We start from the raw sequence: 19,181 nt of genomic DNA on the forward strand, positions 1-19,181 counted from the left end.
AAAATAGAAAGGCTAAGCCTTTTTAAAAATATTTATGGACAGTAAATTAGGACCAATAAGATGAACAAAACTCTGATCGCTCTAGCCGTTTCGGCTGCCGCTTTTACAACTGGTGCAAATGCAGCAGAAATATACAACCAAGATGGTAACTCTATCGAACTTGGTGGCCGTGCAGAAGCACGTCTAGCGCTAAAAGATGGTAAAGCGGAAGACAACTCTCGTGTACGTTTGAATTTCCTAGGTAAAGCACAAATTACCGATAGCCTATACGGCGTCGGTTTCTACGAAGGTGAATTTACCACTAATGACAATGGTGGCGCTACCGACGGTAACAATAGCTCATCAGACCTAACGAACCGCTATCTATACGCTGGTATTGGCGGTACATTTGGTGAAGTGACCTATGGTAAGAATGAAGGCGCACTTGGCGTAATCACTGACTTTACCGATATCATGGCTTACCATGGTAACTCTGCTGCATATAAAATTGCTATCGCAGATCGCTCAGACAACATGGTTTCTTACAAAGGTCAATTCAATAACCTAGGCCTAAAAGGCAGCTACCGTTTTGCTGATGCTGAAGCTGATGGTAATAATGGCTACAAAGACAATGATGCTGATGGCTACTCACTATCTGCAACTTATGCAATCGGCGAAACAGGTATCAAGCTTGGAGCTGGTTACGCCGATGGCAATGAAGCAGAAATCGATTCTGAGACAGGTGAAGCTACTGATAATTATACTGAACGTACTCAATATATGCTAGCGGCATCTTACACTATCAATGACCTTTATTTTGCGGGTACTTTCGTTGATGGCGAAGATCAAATTGTCGGTGAAAGTGATACTACAGATCTCACTGGTTACGAATTTGCAGCGGCTTATACTTTAGGACAAACTGTATTTACAACCAGCTATAACTACCTTGAAAGCGATAAAGCTGGCACGAAGAAGGATGAAGCTGATAACGTAGCTATCGATGCAACATACTACTTCAAGCCTAACTTCCGTGGTTACATCTCATACAACTTCAACCTACTTGATGAAGATGCAGCACAAAATATCACTAAAGCAGATGCCGAAGACGAAGTAGCACTGGGTCTGCGTTACGACTTCTAATTTACGGCTAAATATGACAGCCTGATCACGCCCGCTTCTAGCGGGCGTATTTTTTACTGGTTATACTGGGTTTTCACCTTTTAAGTCGTGTGACGTAATTCTATGCAGACCTCCAAATTATTTGTGGCTTTTGTTATTTGTTTTATCTCGTTTCCTACTCTGGCTGACCTCACTATCGAACAACTTCCCAAAGGGGCACAAGCTAGTCTTCTGATTGAATCTTTGAACCAACAACAAGTCATCTATGATACACAAAATACAGATGTCTATTTTCCACCTGCCAGCACTCTAAAACTCGTCACTGCACTGGCGGCAAAATTAGAGCTTGGTGATGATTTTCGCTACGAAACAAAGCTTGAACAAATAGGTAAAGATCTCATTATTCGCTTTTCTGGAGACCCTACACTAACGACAGAAGACTTGAAGCAACTATTGCAGGTTGCCAAAAGAAATGGTCTGAAGAATATTGAGGGTAATATTTGGTTAGATAACAGTGCCTTCACAGGATACGATCGCGCAGTAGGCTGGCCTTGGGATATCCTCGGAGTTTGCTATAGCGCTCCCGCAACAGCCATCACGCTTGATGGAAATTGTGTCCAAGCATCGATATACAGTCAGGATGATGGACAGACCAGAGTCTATGTACCTAAACATTTTCCTGTTTACGTCACAACTCAAGCATCAAGTGTGTCAAAAGATCACCAAGAAAGCACCCAATGTAATCTCGAACTAGTCACATCGCCTAATAATCATTATCAACTGCAAGGCTGCTTAATAAAACGCAACAAACCTTTACCGCTTAAGTTCGCTGTCCAAGACCCAGGGTTATATACACAGAGAATGCTAGATACTTTATTAAGTCAAATGAAGATCTCTTTTTCTGGTTCAATAAAAATAGGATCACCTCAAGAAAGCTCAGACATCACGTCTCCACTTGCGACTCATCACTCATTACCTCTTCCGCACCTTTTGGGAACAATGATTACAGAGTCGGACAATTTGATTGCAGATAATCTCACCAAGACATTAGGTTCTAAATTTTATATTCAACCCGGTAGTTTTAATAATGGAACTAAAGCTGTCAAACAGATCATTTTTGCGCACACAGGAATAGATTTACATGATGTACCCATGGCCGATGGCTCTGGACTCTCACGTAACAACCGGTTTTCAAGCAAGACCATGGCCCAAATTCTACGTCACATATGGCTAAACGACGAAACACTCAATATGATTGAATTGATGCCAAGCTCTGGAGAGTCTGGAACGCTAAAATACAGACGTAGCATGCGCAAAGATCCCATTAAGGGACAAATTATAGCCAAAAGTGGCTCTTTGTATGGTAGCCACAACATGGCTGGTTTTGGTCTAGATAGTTCAGGTAAACCTTCCACAATATTTGTTCAGTTTGTCTCTGACTACTTTCCCGAAAAGAAAAAAAGCGACAGTCCTCCAACCGTCGCTCCAATTACCCAATTTGAACAAGCCTTCTATAAAGATGTCGTCAAGTTTAGTCAGGTAATACCTAAAAAATGATTAACGACATTAAAGAAAATCCACATACCTGAAATATCAACAATCGATGCTAATACTGGGCTGACAAGAACGGCTGGGTCCAGTTTGCACATTCGCGCTAATATGGGTAGCAGCCCTCCCAAAGTCGTCGATAAAATCACTTGAATAAACAGAGCGACGGCGATTGCAGTAGCAATGCTACTAAGCGGAAAACCTCCTGTCGAAGCATGACCACTAAATAGCATTACACGAGCAACAATCACCATAACAATTGCAATCGCCAAGCAAACAGCAACACGACTCTCTTTCCAAAAAACCGCAAGCCACTGGCGCTTTCTAAGCTCCCCTGTAGCTAGTGCTCTTATCACTAAGGTCGCAGCCTGAGTTCCAGTATTGCCTCCTGCCGCCGCAATCACAGGCATATACACAGCTAATAAAACAAGCTGACTTAAGGTATCTTCATATTGAGCAATAATCAGCCCTGACACGATACCAAGCAAGGCCAAGGATATGATCCAACCAATACGCTGTTTCACATGTCCCAGCACTGAGGTTCTCAAGTAACTGCCCGTGGTTTCTGCTTCAGAATGAATAAAGCCCAGTCGATGAGCATAGTGGCGTGCTAATTTATCTTCACCTTTGTTCTCCAGCAGAGCAATTAACTGCTGTACATAACCAAGAGAGCAATTGCGCAAAATGGCTACAGCTTCTTCAATAGGCATAACAGATAGCAGATCCACTTGCTGCTCTTGTTCGTACTGCAAAAAAGCATTACGAGCCGCGCCAATTTCCTGCTCAGAAAAATAAGCACCGTTTTTAATATATGTATTGTTCATTACCTTCATGGCGAATCTCCCGATTGGCAATAGGTAACGACCATCAAGTCACCAAGCAATGAGACTAAATATCATTAGCTGGTAGGAACTTAAGCTCTAGAAAGGAAGGAGATAAATTTGAGAAGTACTTTGGGAAAAGGTGTTCTCTACCACATGGCAGAGACGCAAATAGTCAACACCGATGCAGGTTTATTTTTCTCCCTCCATACTAGGGGGATGGTCGATGTTGTTCATAAAAATCTCCAAATAAACCATCAAAACTGACGGCGATCGGATGATAACAAAAATTACGATTTACTACAGTTAATTCTGCGTAAATCGTCCCAATGCTGACAAAGCTTATTAAAAAAGCGCCATTAAAGCGCTTTTTTAATTACATTGCTTAGCTTATCGTGATTCGAGCAAACTTACGCTTGCCGACCTGAAAAACGTAAGTGCCAGTAAGTGGAGCAAACTTAGCGTCTGAGACTTTCTCACTGTCTATTTTTGCTGCGCCTTGTTTAACCATTCGCATGGCTTCAGAAGTAGAGGCACATAAACCGGCTTCTTTTAACAAATTACTTACAGGCAATCCCGCAGCAAATGTAAACTCTGGCATTTCATCTGGAATTTGATTTTTAGCAAATCGATTAACAAATTCCTGCTCAGCGGCATCCGCCTCTTCCTCGCTGTGGAAACGCGCAATGATTTCTTTGGCAAGTAACACTTTTATATTACGAGGGTTCTCTCCTTGAGCAATGCTTGCCTTGAACTGAGCAATTTGCTCCAGCGGACGGAAAGAAAGTAAGTCATAATAGCTCCACATCAGATCATCTGATATAGACATGATCTTACCAAACATTTCACTTGGCGCTTCACTAATACCAATGTAGTTATTAGCAGACTTAGACATTTTCTTCTCACCGTCAAGGCCAACAAGAAGCGGCATCATCAACACAACCTGCGGTTTTTGCCCATTTGCTTTTTGCAGTTCACGCCCCATCAGCAAGTTAAACTTCTGATCGGTTCCGCCAAGTTCAACATCCGTTTCCATTGCAACCGAGTCCCAGCCTTGAAGAAGAGGATACATAAACTCGTGAATAGCAATAGGTTGACCACCAGCATAACGCTTTTTGAAATCATCACGTTCAAGCATACGTGCAACAGTCTGATTGGCAGCTAAGCGAATCATACCTTCTGCGCCAAGCTCAGATAACCATTCGGAATTAAACTGAACCTTAGTTTTTGCCGGATCAAGGATTTTAAATACTTGCTCTTTGTAAGTTTCAGCATTTCGAATAACATCTTCTCGGCTTAAAGGTGGTCGTGTGGTGTTCTTACCTGTAGGGTCACCCACCATCGCCGTGAAGTCTCCAATGAGGAAAGTAACATCATGACCTAGCTCTTGGAACAAACGCAGCTTATTGAAAATAACCGTATGACCAAGGTGAATATCAGGGGCCGTAGGATCAGCACCTAATTTAATCCGCAAGGGGCGATTCTCTTTTAACTTTGCTATTAGCTCTTCTTCAGGAATAAGCTCTTCAACGCCGCGCTTAATCTCGGCCAGTGCAGATTCAATACTCGCCATTCTTGTTCACTCCCACAGATTTGGCAAAAATTTAATAATTTACCATATTACTTGAATAGCGAGTATTTTTGAAACCAGTTAGACTAAACAGGTAACTATATTTACGGATTTTTTAGAACGAACACTAAGATGCTGTCTATTTTTAACCAGCTACCAGCTATACACAGAACCTTTATTGCGTTATTCGGTGCATTAATTATTATTGCGCTACTGTTACCTTCGCCTCGAGAATTAATCTCGGAGAAGAAGCTCTATCAGCTCGGAGAGTACTATCCAATAGATATAGATGCCCGCTCATTGACGGTATCAGACTCAGACAATAAAAGTTCAGCCTTACGCTGGGAAAAGCATACCGTTGGTTCCGGTGATACCATGGCACTCCTTTTTCAAAGAGCCGGATTATCTCCTAGGCTCCTACATGAGCTCACAACGACCAACAAGGAAATAAAAAAACAGCTGACTCGAATACGCCCAGGAGATACTTTTTTATTGGGTTTTGACGTCGATAATCAGTTAGTGCAAATTTCTCGAAAAATCAGTGCCTACGAAACCTTTTTAATCACACGCTCTGAAATTGGCTTTACCTCCAGACTTGAGAAGAAAGAAATCCACTATCAATACAATTATGCTGAAGCTGACATTTCCTCCAATTTCTGGAACGCAGGAGTTGGAGCAGGACTTACTGCCAACCAAATTATGGAACTGGCTGGGATATTTGGCTGGGACATCGACTTCGCTCTCGATATCCGAAAAGGCGACCATTTCGAAATCCTTTACCAAGACAAAATTGTTGAAGGTGAAGTTGTTGGCCAAGGCAAAATCATTGCCGCCATTTTTACCAATCAAGGCGATACCTTCAAAGCGATTTTGAATGATAAGGATGGCAATTATTATGATGAAAATGGCCGAGCAATGAGAAAAGCGTTTTTGCGCTCCCCTGTCGATTTTCGTCGTGTGTCCTCAAATTTTAACCCTCGCCGCCTTCACCCTGTTACTGGCAGAGTTAAACCACATAGAGGAACAGATTATGTCGCGCCGGTAGGCACCCCAATATGGGCAGCAGGAGATGGCGTCGTACAAAAATCCAGCTACAACAAGTTCAACGGTAACTACGTTTTCATTAGACACAGTAATACTTACGTTACCAAATACCTTCACTTAACCAAGCGTAAAGTGAAAACTGGGCAAAGGGTTAAACAAGGTCAAACTATAGGAACACTTGGAGGTACTGGTCGAGTAACTGGACCACATCTTCATTATGAATTTTTGGTGCATGGTGTTCACAAAAACCCGAGAACGGTAAAATTACCGCAAGCTAAATCTCTCAGAGGAAAAGATAAAACGACTTTTATCGCCAATGCTAAACTGAGATTAGATAAACTCAATCGCTATGGTAAATTGCTCGCAACTCAATAGCATAACTTTTCTTCCTCGAAGTTACTCGTCCAACTTCGAGGAAGTTACAAGGCTCTCTTGAACACAAGTGTTTATCTTGTTCTCTCGGCTCAACATCAAGAGACAAGGAGTTAGAATCAATGTCAGTAGTGTTGCAAATGCCAATCCCCCAGCAACCGCAGTTGCAAGCTGTGACCACCACTGAGTACTAGGAGCACCAAACTCTATTTTTTGGTTAATCAGGTCTATGTTCATTTCTAAGACCATAGGAAGTAGACCAAGAATAGTGGTTACCGTTGTCAACAGCACTGGCCTCAAACGTTGTACTCCAGTGCGTAAAATAGCATCACGTTTTTCGACACCACGTTTAATTAGCTGATTGTAAGTATCAATCAAAACAATATTGTTATTCACGACAATTCCAGCCAACGCAATGACACCTATCCCAGACATGATGACACCAAAAGGCTTTTGGAAAATTAACAAACCAGCCAGAACACCAACCGTGGAAAACAACACCGCACTAAGAATTAAAAATGCTTGATAAAAACTGTTGAACTGGGTCAGTAAAATAAGTGCCATTGCAACCAAAGCAATCATAAAAGCTTTCTGTAAAAATGCTGACGAGTTTTCCTGCTCTTCATTCTGGCCACGAATTTTAAACTCGATCCCGTCAGGTAGTGACAACTCGGCTAATGCTTGCTCAATTTTAGGTAATTCAAGTGTTAGGTTATAACCCTCTTTCATATCTGCAAATACATTGATTACTCTGGTGCCGTCAATACGGCGAATGGTATCTTGCTTAGGGCTAGGAATAATACTGGCGAAATTGGTTATTGGTACCATGCCAGCTGCTGTTTTCACTCTAAGCTGGTCAAAACGGCCAATATCTCTTTTTTCTTGCGGATATCGGACAAGGATATCGACTTCCTCAGTCGCATCATCAGGTAAGTAGTCACCTAATTTAAGTCCATTTGTGACAAATTGAACGGTATTTCCTACCAAAGTGGCGTCTGCAAGAAAACGAGATGCATCATCTCGGCGTATGTCTATTTGCCAATCAATTCCCCCTTTACTCGAAGTATCACTGATATTGGTAAACGCTGAGTATCCATCCGCCCACTGACGAATTAATTTGGCGCCAACATCAAGTTGGTCATGTGCTCGAGAGGACAATTCAATAACCAAATCATGCTCTACAGGAGGGCCTGCATCTGGAAATTTATATTCAATCTCAACACCAGCATACTGATCTGTCGAACGCTTCAACTCTTCGATAATGGTTTTTATTTTACGCCTATATTGCCAATCAACAGGAGTAATTTGAATCTGCCCTATTTCATCATCTCCCCCTGTTTTGGTATATACACTTTCAAACTCCTGATGGCCAAGCATTACGGACTCAATATCACGCATGATCACATCTTTTTCATCCAGTGATAAGTCGCCATGAGAACGAACTTTGACGGTAAAAAACGGCGGATCAACTTCTGGAAAAAACTCTGCGCCGAGGCCTGATTTTGCATAGGTCCAACCAACTAAAATAGCGAGAACAATAGCGCTAACGAGAATTTTAAATGGGTATTGAAGGGCTGTATCTAAAATCTGGTAGTAATATTGAGTAATCCCCTTGGCTTTGGAAAAGTCCCCGTTATCGAGCGCAAGCATTATTTCACCTTGCCTCTCTGTTGCTTGTTGCGGTTTACCAAACAAGCTCCCCATTACCGGCACAAACAAAAGTGCCATTGCCAATGATGCCGATAAGGTGGCAATCAAAGTTAGGGGGAGGTACTGCATAAACTCGCCAGTGATATTAGGCCAAAAAAGCAGTGGTGCAAAAGCTGCCAAAGTCGTCGAGGTTGACGCTGTAATAGGCCATGCCATACGCTTAGCTGCCTCACGATATGCTTCTTTCCGACCTGCGCCTTCTTGCATTCTCCTGTCAGCAAATTCAGTTACTACAATTGCGCCATCAACCAGCATACCGACGGCCATAATCAAAGAGAACAACACAACAATATTAATTGTTAAACCAAACACAGCCAGCACTAATAGACCCGTTAAAAACGAGCCAGGAATTGATATACCGACAAGAAATGCAGTGCGGACGCCAAGAATTGCAATGATAACAACGACCACAAGAATGATAGCGGATAAAATATTATTCTGCAGATCATTAAGCATCATTTTGACATCTTTAGACTGATCCCAAGTATATTTGACCTGCAAGTTGTTGGGCCACTCTTGATGCTTCTGCGCTTCCATAAGTACTTGTTTGATGAGAGCAACTGTTTCAATGATGTTTTCACCCGCACGCTTCTTGACATCGAGAACGATCGCAGATTGCCCATCTAAGCGTGCATAACTTTCAGGGTCTCGAAAAGCTCGCCGAACATTTGCTACATCGCCAAAAGTAATCACTTGCTTGCCATCAACTTTAACTGGCAACTCTAATACGTCTTTGATGGAATCGAATACAGAGGGGACTTTGACCGAGAACCGACCATAACCTGTATCAACAAAACCTGCCGCAACGACCCTATTATTTAGAGCAATCAAATTATAGATATCAGCTTGATCAAGGCCATAGCTTTCCATCAGCAAGGGATCAACGATGATTTCGACAATATCCTCTCTATCTCCAGCAATATCAACTTCAAGAACTTGACGGAAACTTTCCAGCTTATCCCTTAATTGGCGAGCAATTTTTACCACGGTTCTCTCTGGGACGCCGCCATAAAGTACAACCGTTAAGGCTGGCTCTTGAGACGCAAAAGTGACTTCATTAACTGTGGGTTCATCACTGTCTTCAGGTAGTCTCGGCTTAGCTAAATCGACGGCTTCACGAACATCAGACATGGATTTGTTCAGATCAATCCCAACACTAAATTCAAGCATCACTGAAGCATGTCCTTCAGATGCTGTAGATGTCATTTCTTTCACCCCTTCAATCGAACGTAACTCCTGTTCTATTGGGCGAACAAGTAGTCGCTCTGAGTCGGCTGGAGAAATACCTTGATGACCAACAGACACATAAATGATAGGGATTGTGATATCTGGGCTCGATTCTTTAGGCACAGTAAAATAAGTCGACACCCCTGCAACTAAAACAAAAACCAACAGAACCAACATTGTTCTGACCCGAGAGAGTGCCGCATCAATCAAGGAGTACATAACTTACCCTCATTTTTTTTGCTCAACTGCAATCACTGTATCGCCATGGCGGACAAAACCCTGGCCGACAGTAATAATACTTACCTGTTCTCCCAACCCTGTAAGCCAGACACCGTCTTGTTCAGCTTTGACTAACTTAATTGGTACAAAGTTAACCTGTTCATTAGTCAAAGTTTTTACCCCCAAGTTGCCGGATTCATCCAGTGCAAGCATGGCTGGCGTGACTTTAACCGCCAACTGCTCATAAAGATTTAGTTCCACTTCAGCGCTCACCCCGGCAGGGATTTTTTGTTGAGGGTTGGGCAAGAGGATTTCTATCGGAAAAGTATTAGTCTCAGGGGATGAAACTCTGGAAATATAGCTGACTTTACCTTCAACTTCATTATCACCGATAAAGGACACCAGAGCGGGTTGCTGAAGCGCCAAGTTTTGGATATGCCGTTCGCTCACATCGGCTTCTATTACTATCTGACGCAGATCAATTAATGTCGCAACAGGATCGCCAACACTGACAAAATCACCAAGCTCTATGTATAAACGCTCAATAACACCACCAAACGGTGCGTTAACTGCTGTATTGGCAAGGGCAAGTTTTGCATTTCTCAGCCCCGCTCTTGCTTCAATTAGGTCTGCCTGAGCCTTACTAAAAGCGACCTCTCCTTGTAGCCCTTTATTTTTTAGAGATTGAGCTGCCTTATATTCCTTTTCCCTAACTTTAAGTAATGCACCAGCTCGTTCTACCTGGATGTCCAAATCACCTTTATCAATACGCGCAATCACTTGCCCTTTAATGACAGCTTCGCCTTTATCCACGGCCAACTCTACAATTTTACCCGCTATTTCCGCGCCCAATTTAGCTTGCTTATCAGGGGCTGTTCTTCCATATAAATTTATCGACTTTTGAACTTTTTGAGCAGTGTATGTTTGGAAACCGACCTTTGCTTTAGGGCTATCATTCAAAGTGTCCGATAGCGTATTTTCTTCAGCAATGAGGGTCCCGAGCCCTAACCAAATCGATAAAGCAAAAATAATAGCCAGTGACAAAATATAAGGTTTCGAGGAAAGAAATTGGAAGAATGACAATCTGCTCATAACAATCCTTTGCTGAGTATATGCATCAAATCTCAATAACTCAGGATATAAATGAACCCACTAAAAATAAAACATGCTGAACTAGTAATTTAGCCAATGTCTCAGTTATTACATCTAGCAGATGAGAGTTTGTGACATGGTAGAGCTAGATCAGATTGATTTCTAAAACATAAGAAGTGAACAGTTAAGGAAATAATTCTAAGGATGGCAAAAGCCGCGGAAGCATGCGGCTTGTTTAAATCATTTTTTACACGCTAAATGACGCGCCGCAACCACAAGTTGTCGTTGCATTTGGGTTACTCACGAAAAAGCGTGAGCCTTCAAGTCCTTCGGTATAGTCAACCTCCCCTCCTACAAGGTACTGTAAACTCATGGGGTCAACGACTAAAGTAACACCACTATTAATTATCGTTGTATCACCGTCATTCACATTCTCATCAAATGTAAAACCGTATTGAAAGCCACTACAACCGCCACCTGTGATATAGACACGTAGCTTGAGGTTTGGGTTTTCTTCTTCAGCAATTAACACTCCCACTCTGTTGGCGGCAGCATCTGAAAAGGTTAGTGGAATATTGACTTCACTCACGATGACCTCTCTCACATTTCGATCCAATAAACATGGTTACTATCGAATATATCATTATTTTAGTTCTTCTTATTATCTAATACCTGAGTGCTCCGTTCAAGTATTCACCATCTAAGCTTATTTTTTTTCGTTAAATCACTGCTTTAGTGACGAAAAAAACACATACCGGACTGCAAAATGTTTCATGTAGAAAGATGACCATGTACAATGTGCGCCTAAATTGGTCCGAAGTAATCAAAATGAGGGTATATTCATGACCAAATCAGCAGAGCTTTACGAAAAAGCCCAACAAACGATTCCCGGTGGAGTTAATTCTCCTGTACGTGCTTTTAATGGTGTAGGTGGAGCACCTATTTTTGTAGAGCGTGCGGACGGTCCGTTAATTTTTGATGCTGATGGAAAAGCGTATATCGATTACGTTGGATCTTGGGGCCCCATGATCCTTGGGCATAATCATGCAGTCGTGCGTAAAGCCGTGATTGAGGCGGCGCAAAGAGGACTAAGCTTTGGCGCTCCAACAGAAATGGAAATTAAAATGGCAGAGCTGGTTTCCGAGTTAGTGCCATCTATGGAACAAGTTCGTATGGTAAGCTCAGGCACTGAAGCAACAATGAGTGCCATTCGCCTGGCTCGCGGTTACACAGGACGAGATAAAATTGTTAAATTTGAAGGCTGTTACCATGGCCATGCTGATAGCTTACTCGTAAAAGCGGGTTCGGGCGCACTTACTCTAGGTCAGCCAAGCTCACCAGGCGTCCCAGCGGATTTCGCTAAGCACACCCTAACAGCAACCTTCAACGATTTAGATTCTGTACGTGAGCTTTTTGCCGCAAACAAAGGCGACATAGCTTGTATTATTGTTGAGCCAGTGGCAGGGAATATGAACTGTATTCCTCCTGTAGAGGGTTTCCATGAAGGACTGCGTGAGATCTGTGATCAAGAAGGCGCCCTACTTATCTTTGATGAGGTGATGACAGGCTTTCGAGTGGCGTTGGGCGGAGCTCAGGGTTACTACAAAATAACCCCTGATATAACAACCTTAGGAAAAGTGATTGGTGGTGGAATGCCTGTGGGCGCCTTTGGTGGTAAAAAAGAAATAATGCAGCACATAGCGCCAACAGGTCCTGTTTATCAGGCTGGCACTCTATCAGGTAATCCAATTGCCATGGCCGCTGGGTATGCATGCCTGAACCTACTCAAAGAAGAGGGTAACGAGCGAGCTTTAGCCACTAAGACACAACAGCTCGCCAAGGGCTTTAAATCACTCGCAGAACAACATGGAATCCCACTTGTAGTCAATCAAGTAGGCGGCATGTTTGGTTTTTTCTTCACAGAGCAAACACAAATAACTCGCTATGAAGATGTGGCTAAATGTGATATCGAACGATTTAAGCGCTTCTTCCATTTAATGCTTGAACACGGTGTTTACCTAGCTCCTTCAGCGTTTGAAGCAAGCTTTACATCACTGGCTCATGGAAGCAAAGAAATTGAAGCAACGCTCGAAGCTGCCGACCGCTGTTTTGCTCTTTTAGCAAAAGAAGCCTGATACGTTTCCAACAACTAGGAATCACCAGGTTTTTGGGTGATTCTTTGTTGGTGTTAATTCCAATACAAAATAACCAGTACACTCAGTAAAATCACCATTAACCAAAACCACGGTATTTTTCGCTTGGCTTGAGTGCCAGTACAGCAAGATTTTTCCTCATTACAACACCCCATTAAATTCTCCTCTAGACATAACACTTTGGTTTTACGTTGAAGACTCAGCAGATTATGGCCATTATACCTACATCTAACTGAATAATTGGATCGCAAACGTGTCAGGAAAATTTAAAATTACATCCAGCCATTGGGTGATCGTTGTTGCTCTTCTCGCGGCAGGCTTTGCCTGCTTTTTGTTGGTTGAGCCTTATATAAACTCTATTGTCATGGCCTTCATCATATCGCTTTTGATGTTTCCCATACATAACAAAATCGAAACACGCTTGGGCAGTCATAAAAATCTGGCCTCATTACTTTCTTGCATGCTACTCTCCGTTATCATTGTCTTACCACTTCTATTTGTTTTTGCAGCCATTGTTCAACAAGGCTCTACTTTTTCACAGAATGTGTATCAGTGGGTGACACAAGGCGGTATTCAGGCCTTATTTGAGCATCCATGGATAGTAAAAGCTTTATCTATAGTTAATACTTACCTTCCGTTTGACGAAATTAAACCACAAGAAGTTGGTCAAAAGATTGCTCAGTTTGCGACATCATTTGGCACCAATTTAGTCGGAATTAGCGCCAAAATCCTTGGAGATGCCACCAGTTTTCTGCTCAACTTCTTTTTGATGCTATTTGTGTTATTTTTCTTGCTTCGCGACCACGATACGATTATTGCAGCCATACGTCATATCCTCCCACTATCACGAAGCCAAGAAGACAAACTGCTTGAAGAAGTAGAAAAAGTATCAAAGTCAGCCGTGATGGGATCTTTTCTAACCGCGGTCGCACAAGGTTTTGCCGGAGGCATAGGTATGTGGCTAGCAGGCTTTCAAGGTCTTTTCTGGGGAACCATGATGGGATTCGCTTCATTTATCCCTGTGGTAGGTACCGCATTAATTTGGATACCTGCGGCGATTTACCTATTTTTAACCGGCGACACAACATGGGGAATGTTCCTTACAATATGGAGCATCGCTGTGGTAGGTTCTATCGATAACTTACTCAGACCATTTTTGATGCAAGGTAGCGCGGGAATGAACACATTAATGATTTTCTTCTCCCTACTCGGAGGACTCCATTTGTTTGGATTAATAGGACTCATATACGGACCACTAATCTTTGCTATCACAATGGTGCTATTTAATATTTATGAGGAAGAATTCAAATACTTCCTCGATGAGCAAGATCAAAACTAAGCTCTGATAGAAAAGCAGACTTCAAGAATTCGGGGGATTGTGAGAAAATCCCCCATCTTTTTTTTCCAGAGCCTACTATGTCTGCCTATATTGCCCCGAGCCAAATTGCACAGAGACAACTCGACTATTTCGCAGGTAAAAACCTTATTATTGCTGGTGAGCTAGAAGATCTGTTTCCGATAGAGCTCACAAAACACTGTGAATCTGTGACTGTTTTTACCACTAACTACAGTTATTACCGCCAGCTTGAACCATGTGAGCAGCTATCTACTGTATTTGGCTCAGAGTTCGATAAAGAAACCAAAGCCGATATGATTTTGCTTTACTGGCCAAAAGCCAAAGCAGAGGCTGAGTTTTTATTGACCATGCTACTTTGCAAACTAGGCGTTGATACTGAAGTTGTCATCGTCGGAGAAAATCGCTCTGGCATAAAAAGTGTAGAAAAGATGTTCAAACCTTTTGGTTCCATTGGCAAATATGACTCAGCGAGACGTTGTTCTTTCTATTGGGGAAAGTGTACCCAACCACCAGCATACTTTTCCATCAATGACTGGTTTAAAGAATATACGGTTAACTACAAAAGTCAGCAGCTTGTTATAAGAAGTTTGCCCGGTGTATTTAGTCACGGTCAATTTGATGTAGGGAGTCAGTTGCTATTAAATAGCCTACCTGCCCTCAAGGGTAAGGTACTTGATTTTGGCTGCGGAGCAGGCGTTATTGGTTGTGTCATGAAAAGTATAAATCCTGACATAGAGTTAGAAATGTGTGATATCAATGCTCTAGCAGTAGAGTCAAGCATAGCAACGTTAGCAGCCAATAACTTGAGTGGAAAAGTGTTTGCTTCTGATGTTTACTCTAATACCAGTAATGATTATCAATTTATCATCAGTAATCCACCTTTTCATTCTGGATTAGAGACAAGTTATGATGCGACAGAGTCTCTTCTTGCCCATGCGCCAAGATACCAAACAGCAGAAGGTCAGTTGTTTATCGTAGCGAATAGCTTTCTCAAATACCCACCAATTATTAGTGATGCCTTTGGTCATTGTGAGACGATAGACAAGACCAACAAATTTGCAATTTATCACGCAAAAAAATAATTAATAAGCTCAATAACAATCGACTATTGAGCTTAAACCGTCCTTACGACAAAAAATTCAGCTTGATTCCACGCTTTGCATCTAACTTACTTGTCAAAGTAAAAAAACTCGTTAATTTTGTCATTCTAAGTGGTTTACGTTTTTGCTTGAGCATTTTAATGCCAGCCTACACTAGGGAAAGTTAAGCCAAGCTTATGTTTAAGTTACATAGAAAACAAAGAGTTAAGCGACTAAAGCACACTCTCATGCTCGCCTTTATGATACTGAGCATTACCCCTCTTACCGCTGTCGCACTGTTTTTTCTACACTCTCACAGTCAAGATCTTGAAAAGCAAAGTACATCCCATTTAGTGTCGGTGCGTGACAATAAAAAACAGCAGCTTTTAGATTACATGACGGCCAAACAATCTGAAGTCATGGGCTTTGTTCGCTCCGAGTTGGCTTACGCCAGTGGTGGGCGTTTTTATGGCTTGGTGAATGCCTTTCGCAGCTTAGGTTTGGACATAGAGCAAGCTCGGGAATACGCACAGCAACGCTATATCAAGGGCTCAGGAGATCAAGTCAAGACTTCTATTCTTCCTCAATCTAATTTATATAACGGTACCGAGAGATACCGTTTGCTTCATAAACGTTATCATAGAGCCTATGTTGAGCTTTTAAGACGCTCTGATTTTGATGATATTCTGTTAGTCGATTTGGAAGGTAACGTGACTTATTCTACCCTCAAATACGACAACTTTGGTACAAACCTACTAACAGGGCGCTACAAAAACACCCATCTTGGTAATACATTTAAAAAGCTTATAGATGAAGTGACAAAAGAGCGTAAAACCAATGAAGAATATACGCCTATCATCATCTCGGATTTCAGGGTAGATGGCAAAAAGCAAGTCGCTTGGCTAGGCGCTCCAATCATTCAGCAGGGCTACCTCCATAGCTATGCTATGTTCCGCTTGCCTAATAATGGAATAACCAAGCTTATCTCTGATCATAAAGACACCGCTGAGATGAGAACTTTACTTGTTGGTCAAGACCATCTCTCTAGAGCAATGAAGATACAACAAGAAGACATTGATAATAGCTATCAAGTGGTTGGCAAAGCTCTTAGTGGCGATACGGCGGTTGGCACCTATATAAATAAGTTAGGTGACGGTATTATTGCCGCCTATAGTCAGATTTCCTTTAGCGGCATTAACTGGGCGATTATTGTTGAAGTACCTGAGAAGGTAGCCTTTGCTCGCGTGCACCAACTCGAAACCATCTTTATTTTTGCCATGCTGATTGCCGTTGCACTGGTGATTTTTGCCTCTCATTACCTTTCTCAATTTATTACAGCCCCCTTATTAAGGCTGACTTGGGCAGCAGAAAAAGTATCCGCGGGAAACCTCGATACAGACATAGTCAATACCCAGCGTAAAGATGAGATTGGCAGGCTCGCACTTAGTTTCGAGCGTATGCAGCGCTCAATACGTGACAAAATACAATTAATTGAAAAGCAAAATATGGAGCTTGAGAAAAACCTTCAAGTGATCCAAAGACAAAATGAAGATCTGCAACTTACCAATCGGCTCAAAGATGAGTTTCTCGCAACCACATCTCATGAGCTTAGAACCCCGCTTCATGGCATGGTAGGGATAGCAGAAGCGCTGATATCTGGAGCCAATGGTCCTATGACGGCCGATCATAGATATCAACTGGACATTATCGTCAATAGTGGCCAACGCCTAGCAAATTTGGTTGACGACTTACTTGATTATCACAAAATGCGCTACGGAAAACTGGATATTGAGGCGAGAGCCGTCAATATATCGGGGGCAGCGCGCCTAGTCATGGAACTGTCTTCCCACCTAATTGGTAACAAAGCCATTCGAGTGATTAACCAAGTACCGGAGGAACCTTTATGGGTATGCGCCGATCCACAACGTCTAGAGCAGGTTCTTTATAACCTAATTGGTAACGCCATCAAGTATACAAATGAAGGTAAAATTGTTATATCAGCATGCCAAATAGACGATAATATTCGTGTTCAGGTGGTTGATACGGGACAAGGTATACCTGCGGGTCAGTTAGAACATATATTTGAGCCTCTAACTCAGGCAAACAGTGATAATGGGCGTTATCAGCAAGGCGCTGGTCTTGGCCTCTCAATTTGCCGTCAATTGATCGATTTAATGAAGGGGCACTTGTATGTCAGCAGCCAACCTATGGTAGGAACAACCTTCAGTTTTACGCTTCCGATAGCATCTGAAACTCAAATAGAGCAAACTCATAATACTGACAGCTTACATTTCAAAGCTCCGGAAGTGATTGATATAGAGCCTTTTGAAAGCTCATCAACTACTGAGGATGAATCAGCGCCTTTGCTTCTGGTCGTTGACGATGAGCCTGTAAACTTACGAATTCTTGACAGCTTCCTGCGCGTAGAAGGATACCGAATAAGAACAGCTCAAAATGGAGAGGAAGCAATAAAAGCGCTTAATAACGAAAAGCCGGCTCTGGTGCTGTTAGATATTATGATGCCAGGTGTCAGTGGTTATCAGGTTTGCCAAACCATACGCACTCAATTCGATCATGCCCAGCTTCCCATTATTATGTTAACCGCTTTGAATCAGCCTGAGGACAGGGTTAGAGGATTTGACGCTGGTGCCAATGATTACTTATCAAAGCCATTTAATAAACAAGAGCTTGCCGCTAGAATCAAAGCACATCTGACAGCAAGTACAGCCGAACTGCGTAGAGTTGAGAATCAACAACTCAAAGGTGAAATACAACAAAGAGCTAGGGTCGAAGCCAGCTTACTTGAAACACAAGGACGTTTATTAGAACAACTAGAATCTGCGCCTGAAGCCATCATATGTGTCAGAGATGACAATAGAATACGTTTCACCAATGAAGCGGCTTCCATACTCTTTAAGCGCACTTCAGAGCAGCTTAAACGCTCGAGAGCAGATGAGCTGATTTCTCGTAAATTCCTAGAAATCAAAAAACCTCATTACTGTGGCCCTATCGATGTATACGTTAATGAAGTTCGCCAATCTCTCTCTGCAGATATAGTTAGCCTCCCGACCAACTCTGGACTCAAATCAATGTATATTTTTGACATTGGAGGGGGAATAAACACCACGCGCTTAAATCATTTAGAAACGGCGGTAGAAGCTCTTTCTAGTTACGCCTTTGAAGGTGATAAAGCGAAACTTCTCGAGCTCAAAGAGCTTGGAGATGAATTTAGCGATCTGGTCGAAAGAGGCGTTCATAGTGACAAATCAAAGCAAGAAATCATGCGTGAAATACTGGTTGATTCCATGACCAGCGGCCTTGCGTACTGGGAGAGTGTGACAGGTCTAAGTAAGTTTGATTTTGCTGAACAAAGTGGATTATGGCGAGTCTATTTAGATCGAAGTACATTGCAAACCAGAACCCTAGATAAATATTTGAGAGTAGAAACATTACCTAAAACCCCTCGCTGGAGGACTGTATTGAGCTCATTAGAGTTCATTCTAGAACACTGCAAAGAAATGACTCCAGAGCGCAGCCACATTGAAAATTTGCATGATAAGCTTCAGCACTTACTAACAAACTAGACATTGATAGCTACTCAATGTTCCCGAACCATAAGATCAGCATCAAAATGCTTTAAGAATTGGCGAATTAAAAGCAATATGTGAAGCTGTAACCTGGCTTAACTTGCAATAATAATTGGATAAATTGGTATAAAGTCATCAGTTTGAGAACGTAATCACAACAAGACGGCAGAATTTATTCAGGTCAATACTACGGCCAACAATTACACTAGTGACAATGATCTCACAAAGAAACTCACATTTTAAAACTGAAGATCTTTCTGGGAAGAGACGTAAGTAAACACTCACATAAACTTATTTTAACGTG

Annotated in this window: 12 protein-coding genes; 7 read left to right on the top strand and 5 right to left on the bottom strand. The window is 42.2% G+C overall.

The window, feature by feature from the left end; genetic code table 11:
• The first annotated feature begins 60 nt into the window (after positions 1–60).
• Together MHN79_RS04785 and dacB are read left to right on the top strand one after the other, a co-directional pair.
• On the top strand, positions 61–1,119 hold the full coding sequence (locus tag MHN79_RS04785; RefSeq protein ID WP_239171924.1) for a porin: 1,059 nt from the start codon (positions 61–63) through the stop codon (positions 1,117–1,119).
• Between the two features lie 102 nt (positions 1,120–1,221).
• Positions 1,222–2,655, top strand: coding sequence for a serine-type D-Ala-D-Ala carboxypeptidase (gene dacB, locus MHN79_RS04790; protein ID WP_239171925.1), 1,434 nt, complete (start codon positions 1,222–1,224; stop codon positions 2,653–2,655).
• Here dacB and MHN79_RS04795 read toward each other — a convergent pair.
• Positions 2,634–3,479: a magnesium transporter gene (locus tag MHN79_RS04795; protein ID WP_239171926.1), complete on the bottom strand. Its 846-nt coding sequence runs from the start codon at positions 3,477–3,479 to the stop codon at positions 2,634–2,636. The two genes, dacB and MHN79_RS04795, sit on opposite strands and share 22 nt — an antisense overlap.
• Positions 3,480–3,852: 373 nt before the next feature.
• Positions 3,853–5,040 carry a tyrosine--tRNA ligase gene (gene tyrS, locus MHN79_RS04800; protein ID WP_239171927.1) on the bottom strand — a complete coding sequence of 396 codons (1,188 nt, stop codon included), beginning with the start codon at positions 5,038–5,040 and terminating at the stop codon, positions 3,853–3,855.
• A 129-nt stretch (positions 5,041–5,169) separates the two neighbouring features.
• Between tyrS and MHN79_RS04805 the strand changes: the two genes are divergently transcribed.
• Positions 5,170–6,456 (top strand): peptidoglycan DD-metalloendopeptidase family protein, encoded by a 1,287-nt coding sequence (locus tag MHN79_RS04805; protein ID WP_160929298.1) that lies wholly within the window; start codon positions 5,170–5,172, stop codon positions 6,454–6,456.
• Positions 6,457–6,477: 21 nt separating this feature from the next.
• On the opposite strand, the gene MHN79_RS04810 is transcribed toward MHN79_RS04805, so the two are convergent.
• From MHN79_RS04810 to erpA, 3 genes are all read right to left on the bottom strand, one after another.
• Positions 6,478–9,609 carry an efflux RND transporter permease subunit gene (locus tag MHN79_RS04810; protein ID WP_239171928.1) on the bottom strand — a complete coding sequence of 1,044 codons (3,132 nt, stop codon included), beginning with the start codon at positions 9,607–9,609 and terminating at the stop codon, positions 6,478–6,480.
• A gap of 9 nt (positions 9,610–9,618) precedes the next feature.
• On the bottom strand, positions 9,619–10,701 hold the full coding sequence (locus tag MHN79_RS04815; protein ID WP_239171929.1) for an efflux RND transporter periplasmic adaptor subunit: 1,083 nt from the start codon (positions 10,699–10,701) through the stop codon (positions 9,619–9,621).
• A 247-nt stretch (positions 10,702–10,948) separates the two neighbouring features.
• Complete coding sequence (gene erpA / locus MHN79_RS04820; RefSeq protein ID WP_114785255.1) at positions 10,949–11,290, bottom strand: iron-sulfur cluster insertion protein ErpA; 342 nt, start codon at positions 11,288–11,290, stop codon at positions 10,949–10,951.
• Positions 11,291–11,543: 253 nt separating this feature from the next.
• On the opposite strand from erpA, the gene hemL reads away from it, so the two are divergent.
• The 4 genes from hemL (at position 11,544) to MHN79_RS04840 (ending at position 18,874) form a co-directional block, all read left to right on the top strand.
• A complete protein-coding gene (gene hemL / locus MHN79_RS04825) occupies positions 11,544–12,836 on the top strand; it encodes a glutamate-1-semialdehyde 2,1-aminomutase (protein WP_239171930.1) in 1,293 nt (430 codons plus the stop codon).
• A gap of 271 nt (positions 12,837–13,107) precedes the next feature.
• Positions 13,108–14,193, top strand: a complete 1,086-nt coding sequence (locus MHN79_RS04830; RefSeq protein WP_239171931.1) for an AI-2E family transporter — start codon at positions 13,108–13,110, stop codon at positions 14,191–14,193.
• Positions 14,194–14,270: 77 nt separating this feature from the next.
• Positions 14,271–15,293 (top strand): 16S rRNA (guanine(1207)-N(2))-methyltransferase RsmC, encoded by a 1,023-nt coding sequence (gene rsmC / locus MHN79_RS04835; RefSeq protein WP_239171932.1) that lies wholly within the window; start codon positions 14,271–14,273, stop codon positions 15,291–15,293.
• Positions 15,294–15,487: 194 nt separating this feature from the next.
• On the top strand, positions 15,488–18,874 hold the full coding sequence (locus MHN79_RS04840) for a response regulator (protein ID WP_239171933.1): 3,387 nt from the start codon (positions 15,488–15,490) through the stop codon (positions 18,872–18,874).
• Positions 18,875–19,181 lie beyond the last annotated feature (307 nt).

Origin of the sequence: Vibrio sp. Of14-4 (assembly GCF_022347625.1) — a bacterium.
In the GTDB taxonomy this organism is placed as follows: domain Bacteria; phylum Pseudomonadota; class Gammaproteobacteria; order Enterobacterales; family Vibrionaceae; genus Vibrio; species Vibrio pristinus.

Coding starts and splice junctions, on each gene's coding strand:
- MHN79_RS04815 (WP_239171929.1), bottom strand. CDS start 10,701: ATGAGCAGATTGTCATTCTTCCAATTTCTTTCCTCGAAACCTTATATT.
- rsmC (WP_239171932.1), top strand. CDS start 14,271: ATGTCTGCCTATATTGCCCCGAGCCAAATTGCACAGAGACAACTCGAC.
- MHN79_RS04805 (WP_160929298.1), top strand. CDS start 5,170: ATGCTGTCTATTTTTAACCAGCTACCAGCTATACACAGAACCTTTATT.
- MHN79_RS04810 (WP_239171928.1), bottom strand. CDS start 9,609: ATGTACTCCTTGATTGATGCGGCACTCTCTCGGGTCAGAACAATGTTG.
- MHN79_RS04795 (WP_239171926.1), bottom strand. CDS start 3,479: ATGAAGGTAATGAACAATACATATATTAAAAACGGTGCTTATTTTTCT.
- hemL (WP_239171930.1), top strand. CDS start 11,544: ATGACCAAATCAGCAGAGCTTTACGAAAAAGCCCAACAAACGATTCCC.
- dacB (WP_239171925.1), top strand. CDS start 1,222: ATGCAGACCTCCAAATTATTTGTGGCTTTTGTTATTTGTTTTATCTCG.
- tyrS (WP_239171927.1), bottom strand. CDS start 5,040: ATGGCGAGTATTGAATCTGCACTGGCCGAGATTAAGCGCGGCGTTGAA.
- MHN79_RS04785 (WP_239171924.1), top strand. CDS start 61: ATGAACAAAACTCTGATCGCTCTAGCCGTTTCGGCTGCCGCTTTTACA.
- MHN79_RS04840 (WP_239171933.1), top strand. CDS start 15,488: ATGTTTAAGTTACATAGAAAACAAAGAGTTAAGCGACTAAAGCACACT.